This window comes from Rhizobium sp. BK661 (genome assembly GCF_024808825.1).
Lineage (GTDB): Bacteria > Pseudomonadota > Alphaproteobacteria > Rhizobiales > Rhizobiaceae > Rhizobium.
This window is the reverse complement of the sequence record NZ_JANTYT010000014.1, coordinates 118754-124894: the sequence shown is the minus strand read 5'-3', so window position 1 is coordinate 124894 and position 6141 is coordinate 118754. Positions and strand designations below refer to the sequence as shown.

General features: G+C 58.1%; 4 protein-coding genes. 3 read left to right on the top strand and 1 reads right to left on the bottom strand.

Annotation, left to right across the window (positions count from 1 at the left end):
• Positions 1-102: 102 nt before the first annotated feature.
• Complete coding sequence (locus FHX16_RS23455) at positions 103-1476, top strand: hypothetical protein (RefSeq protein ID WP_259130641.1); 1374 nt, start codon at positions 103-105, stop codon at positions 1474-1476.
• An 840-nt stretch (positions 1477-2316) separates the two neighbouring features.
• Here the strand turns inward: FHX16_RS23455 and FHX16_RS23450 are convergent.
• Positions 2317-2532, bottom strand: coding sequence for a hypothetical protein (locus FHX16_RS23450; RefSeq protein ID WP_183757597.1), 216 nt, complete (start codon positions 2530-2532; stop codon positions 2317-2319).
• A gap of 291 nt (positions 2533-2823) precedes the next feature.
• On the opposite strand from FHX16_RS23450, the gene FHX16_RS23445 reads away from it, so the two are divergent.
• Positions 2824-4005 carry an alpha/beta hydrolase gene (locus FHX16_RS23445; RefSeq protein ID WP_259130639.1) on the top strand — a complete coding sequence of 394 codons (1182 nt, stop codon included), beginning with the start codon at positions 2824-2826 and terminating at the stop codon, positions 4003-4005.
• 13 nt (positions 4006-4018) lie between these two features.
• Positions 4019-5962 carry a mechanosensitive ion channel family protein gene (locus FHX16_RS23440; RefSeq protein WP_259130637.1) on the top strand — a complete coding sequence of 648 codons (1944 nt, stop codon included), beginning with the start codon at positions 4019-4021 and terminating at the stop codon, positions 5960-5962.
• The last annotated feature ends 179 nt before the right edge of the window (positions 5963-6141 follow it).

Sequence of the window (6141 nt, the reverse complement as noted above, 5' to 3'; positions counted from 1 at the left end):
CATCCACATTCAGCGCTGAAGATGGCTTCCCCAAGGGAATTCATCAAAGCTTCATCTCAATAGCTGACCTGTCCGGCGAAACGGGGGGCACTCCAGAAGGCAATGCACCGCTCGCTGCTGTACCTAATTCTCATAAGTAAAATCCCTTTTGTCACCCTCCTGCCGGGACAAGTTGTCGCGGAGGATTCGTCTTCGAGCGTTTCCGATAAAATACTTTCGAATGAAACGCCGGTAGAAGAAATATCGGGCTTTCCCGACTACATCGAATTGCCAGAACTATGGGCGACACGTATGCGGGAATTGTTTGCGCTGACAAAAAGTGAAGGCCGGGAGTTTTCTTCCTGTATGGGTTTCGACGCGGCCAATGGCGTGTGGACAGCTGGTCCTGCGCTGGCGGGCTCCAAAACAACAAGCTCGTTCATTCAGGATTCCGTCAATTGTACCGGCAAACAAATCGCTGATGTCCATACTCACCCTGTTTCCAGCGCGCTACCATCGGAGATGGATTTTCGGCACGCACTTGGCTACGAGAGCTTAGTCTCAAGCTTTTCGGTATATCTGAACGAAACTTGTGGACTCATTAAATCCAGGTCGGCAATTGGTATCCCCCCTGTTCAGGGCGTGATCGAGTATGGGATTGGCGAAGCCGCTTGGTCTATGGCGAATCCGCCCAAACGGGACGTTTCGGCTTCGGTAATTGCTGCCGCAGCTTCCAAAGTCGAGATGGCACTATATTGCGGGGATATAGGTGGTCGACTTAACCGGGTTGAGGCGATGCCGGGTCTCAAATTCGCGGACCCGTTATTTGTCATCCTGGCAAAGGGGGTTGTGCTATCGATGGGATACCATCTCAACCTTGAACAAACGCTCGACTACTCAACTGAGTTGGACGAAGGATTTAGGAAAAGCCTTTTCGATGCTAAATGGCTAAGTGCTTCCCAAGCCGAGGTAGCTTTACGAGCTTCTCCGAAAGTGATGTATGGGAATTTGCTGACAGCGGCCATGTACAGCGACGTGAAAATTGGGATTGGCGCGGGTACGACCATTCCAGATATTCGAGATGACACACCGAAAACCTCATACTTGTCGTCGTGCTATGTCGGCAAGCGTGGAAAGGAGTGCAGAGTTGTCGAGCTGTTTGGGACAGCACTAAAGTCCAAGTTACTTCGCAACTTGGCCTTTTACGATCCCGACACGGGCAATCACTTAACAGTGCTGAAGTCAGGTAGCGGCTGGATTCTTCGAAAGACAAGGGTGGGGGAGTTCACCTACCTGGGTGAGTGTAAATTTGTCGGTCGAGACTGCGAAATTGACGGCAAAGGTGTAATGGCTACAGACGAAGGCGTGCAGTTTGAGGGTGTTTTTGAAAATGGGCACGCGACTGGGATTGGTACAGCAACATACAGAGCGAGCGGCGAAGTTTGGAAAGTCAAAGCCAGCGAGAGCGGGTACTCGAAGCTGGAGCGCATTCACTGACCTGACGGACGACAGGCCTGCCACACGGGCATCACTTGGCGGTATTCTCGTTGACACGTCGTAGGGGGATCCATCTACAGGAGCGCGATGCCCCTCTCTCGGTCAAGCGGACAGAGAAACTAAAAGATGCAGAACGAAGCTGCTTTCGCGAAACTCGAGTAATGCCCGAGACCGCCGGGGTGAGGGTGATTTGCCGGACATCGACGTCGGAAGCATTTCCTTTACCCCTGTTGTCACATCGCTGAGCTGGTGTTTTCTCCCTATGCTTTGACTTGTGCTGGTCGATATCGAGGGGACCTAATAATGACAAGTGCAAAGACAGGCGAGATGGTCGTTCCGACTCCATCTGGAAGTGCTGAACCAGTTGGACCGCATTCCCGAGGGCGCCTGGCGATTCCTCACCCATCGTGACAGACACGCTTGCGGGCCGTTCGCAGTATCTCAAGGCCTACACCATCGCTGAGGTCGTCTTTGGACGGACCAATTTCGATGCCCAGAACGGTTAGGCTGTCCGAATGGAGGCGGGCCGAATTCGCCGCGAACGCGAGCGATTTCACCTCATGGCGGGGCCTGGCGAACCTGTTGTCATCACGATCCCGAGGGCGGGAACGTCCCAACGTTCAAACTGGCTCGCGCCGGCTTGACGATGCGATCGAAGGCGCGCCGACGCTCTCCTCGCCCTCAAGTCTTGTCGGATCCTGCGCCGAATGAAGCGGCCGTTGTGGCCGAGCGCAAAGAAGGCGCGGTTCAAGCGCTGGGACGTCGCTGGGACGTCAACAGTGGCAGCGATGATGGCAACTGGCATTTTTGTTGAAGTCAGGCAGCCGGCAAAAGATACAGTCATCGATGGGACTGCCAATGATCGTTGTCGACCGCTTCCAGGATGTTGCCGGAACCTCCACGATCTCGGACGGCGTCACCGGGGAAGTGATTTCGAAGCTGGTAAAGTTCAAGGAAATCCTTGTCGTCGATGGAGGCGCCGCCCACGAGGAATCGGTTGCTGTCCGGAACGCCCGTTTTGCGCTTCAGGGAAGCGTTCGGCGAGACGGCGATCACGTTCCATCCCTGCGCTCATGCCATCGATCAAGCGCGAAGTTTCGATGCGTCTGGCACGTCCGGAAGACAGGGAGCGGATCCTCGCGGGACTGCGCGCTGCCGGCGCCGAATTGTCGGGGGGCTGGCCGACCATGACCAATTAGCCACCGCATGGGGTGACAGGCGTGGCAATTCCGCACATGGTGGCTGCCACGTCGACAGATACTACATGATGTTACACGCCTAGACATGCGCTAGCTGGTAGCCTCCAGCTGAAACGCCCCTCATCCGGGCGACAGCTGGAACACGTGCATGCCAAAGCGTCTCATTCCTCTCCTTCTCCTCCTCTCCGTGACGGGCTGTGGACATCCAGACGGCGTCATGACGCCGATTCCTCTCCCCGCCTCCTCGTCCCCGATCTCCAAGGTGGCAATGCTGGTCGCGACTACACGCGAGTCACCCGGCGATCCTGCCACGCTGTTTAACGGCTCGCTCCCGCCAAAGCGTGAGCCTGGTACGGTGCAGGGGCCTAGGCGCCTGCCACCGGACCCGGCAACGGATTTTGCCGTAACCGAAGTCCAGCAGATAGACACGATTGCGAAGGAACGAGCATGGTTGGCGCAGCATGTGGACGGGGGCCATGCGCTGGTGTTTATTCACGGCTTCGACAATACCTACGAGGATTCCGTCTTCCGGCCGGCCCAGATCGTGCACGACAGCAAGATGCAGGCGACACCCGTCCTGTTCACCTGGCCCACGCGTGGTGAGATCACGGCCTATCAGCATTACAAGGAAAGCACGAACTATTCGCGCACCGGGCTGGAGCAGGCGCACCGCACGCTCGCCGCTGACCCAAATGTCAAGGATATCACCATCATGGCCCCTTCGATGGGAACATGGCTCGCTATGAAGTCCCTGCGTCAGATGGGCATACGAGGCGGCCAGGTGAATACGAAGATCGACAAGGTGATCCTTGCCTCGCCGGATATTGATATCCAGGTGATTGCCAAACAGTTCATGGAAATGGGGGAGCCGCGTCCGAAGTTCACGATCTTCGTCTCGCAGGATGACAAAGCGCTTGCCGTCTCGAGTTTCATCACCGGTCACGTGTCTCGTCTCGGCGCGATAAATCCGGCAGAAGAGCCCTACCGGTTCGAGCTGGAAAAGGCCGACATAACCGCAATTGATCGAACAAAGGTAAAGACCGAGGACGGGCTCAATCACGCCAAGTTTGCCGAAAGCAGCCCGGAAATCGTCCAGCTCATCGGCCAACGCCTGATGACTGGCCAGACACTGACCGGTTCAAACGTCACCCTCGGACAGGGCATCACAGCCGTCGTTGGCGGGACCGTCTCGAGCGTTGGCACGGTCGCGGCCACCGCTGTCGCGGCTCCGGCGATGATCATCGAGCAACCGCTTGCAAAACGAAGAAAGCCAGTGCCTGCCGACGAGACGCTTGGGGGTGACCTGAAGCCGCAGACGCTTACGCAATAGGAAGGGTATCAGCATGAAATGGTTATTGTCTCTCATCGCCGGCCTTTCCATCGCGTTCAACGCAATGGCGCAATCGCCCGCCCCCGCCCCCGCCCCCGTCGCGGAACAGAAGATCGACGAGCTTGTGCGCCTGCTTCAGGATCCTGAGGTTCAGACCTGGCTGAAAAGCCGCAAAGGCGTCGGCACGGAAGGTGCAAGACCGACTTCCCCGCCACACACCTCCAGCCTGGCCCGCTGGGAGACAGCGGCGCGGACACGCGTTCATGAAATTGTCACGGCGATACCAGCCATTCCGTCAGAAATCGCTGCAGCGGCTCTCCGGACACGGCATGATGCAGCGAGCCGGGGCTATGCACCGGTGTTTTTCATTTTCGCCGGATTAATCCTTCTCGGGCTTCTCGCAGAGGGTCTTTACCGCAGATTTGTCGGGTCCCGCGACACGCTCGCCGGACGGCTGGCGCCAATCGGCATCTTCACCGGCGCTATGGCCATCGTGTTCTTCGCGGTGGAATGGCCACCGCTGGCCCGCATCACCCTGCTTGCCTATCTCTCGGCGTTCATCCTATTTCGCCTGGCGATCGCCTGTCTGTCAGCAGCCGATATCACACGCTCACTGCGCACAAGGTTGGCGGTCCTCATCGGGATCATCTGCCTGTCGGTTGCAACGGCGGCGGTCGGTGAGCCGCTTGGCGTCCCGCTCGCCGTCACCGACGCGATCAGCTACTGCTTCTCCTCCATCATATTGCTCCTTGCGATCGAGGCGGTGTGGGCCACCTCGCAGCGGCCCCGCGCATGGAAAGCGGCCTTTGCAGCCTTCATCGTTACACTATGGCTTGTCTGGAGCCTCGACATGCGTGGTCTCTTCTGGATCGGGATCTACGCGCTCATTCTTCCAGGTGTCCTTAATACAGTCGGGCGTATCGCGGGCACCTTCGTAGCCGACCCGGCCAGTCTTCGCGGCATCCTGCTCGTACGAGGCGCAAGGGCAGCTGTCATCGCGCTCGCCGTCGCATGGCTGGCGCTGGTGTGGGAATTCAATCCCGATACGCTGGGTCAGCGTGATCCGGTCATCGTTGCCCTGTTCTACGGTGGCCTTAAAAGCGTCCTGATCCTCGTCTGCGCCGATCTTGTCTGGCAACTGGCCAAAGGCTGGATCGACCGGACACTACGCGTAGCAACGGATACGACCTTGCTTGTGCCGGCCGATGCGGCCCGCCGGGCTCGGTTTCGGACGCTGCTTCCGATCTTTCGCAATGCCCTGGCCGTCATTGTTGCCGTCATGGCGGCCCTGATTGTTCTGGCCGAGCTCGGCGTGCAGATCGGGCCACTAATCGCGGGAGCCGGCATCTTCGGTGTCGCGATCGGCTTTGGTTCGCAAACCCTTGTCAAGGATATCATCAGCGGCGTGTTCTACATGCTCGACGACGCCTTCCGGGTTGGCGAATACATCCAGGCCAAGGATTACAAGGGAACCGTCGAAGGCTTCAGCCTGCGCTCCGTCCGGCTGCGCCATCATCGCGGGCCAGTATTCACAGTGCCCTTCGGTGAACTCGGCGCTGTCGAGAACATGAGCCGCGATTGGGTCATCGACAAGTTCAGGATTACCGTCGGCTTCAACACCGATATCGAGAATGCGCGAAAGTTGACTAAGAAAGTCGGAGCCGAATTGAAGGACGATCCGGAACTCGGAAAACTCTTCATCGAGCCCCTGAAAATGAAGGGCGTCGAGGACTTTGCCGACTATGGCATCGTCCTTAGCTTCGCTATGACGACCGTTCCCGGCATGCAAACCTATATCCGCCGCAAGGCCTACGCCAAGATTCGGGAGGTCTTCCTGTCAAACGGGATCTCGTTCGCCCAGCCGACAGTGCAGGTCGGAGGCGACGACAAGGGCGGCGGCGCGGCGGCCGCCCAGGCAATCCGGGCCCAGCAGGCTGGCGATGCTCCAGTCGAGTGAGGAGCGCTGTGGAATGATCGCTGGCAACGATCGGCCAGAAAGCAGTCTGGCTACAGGTTGTGCGCCTTTCGCGTGACACGTCGACACATCGTCTGGATTGTCGTCCGGCTTGGCACAGTGACGCTAAGGGGTCGCGCCAGTGGTCGCTAGCGCGACCACTGCATCCGATCCTACACGTT

Excerpts from the sequence above, each read along its gene's own strand:
- FHX16_RS23455 (WP_259130641.1), top strand. The coding sequence starts at position 103 with ATGCACCGCTCGCTGCTGTACCTAATTCTCATAAGTAAAATCCCTTTT.
- FHX16_RS23445 (WP_259130639.1), top strand. The coding sequence starts at position 2,824 with ATGCCAAAGCGTCTCATTCCTCTCCTTCTCCTCCTCTCCGTGACGGGC.
- FHX16_RS23440 (WP_259130637.1), top strand. The coding sequence starts at position 4,019 with ATGAAATGGTTATTGTCTCTCATCGCCGGCCTTTCCATCGCGTTCAAC.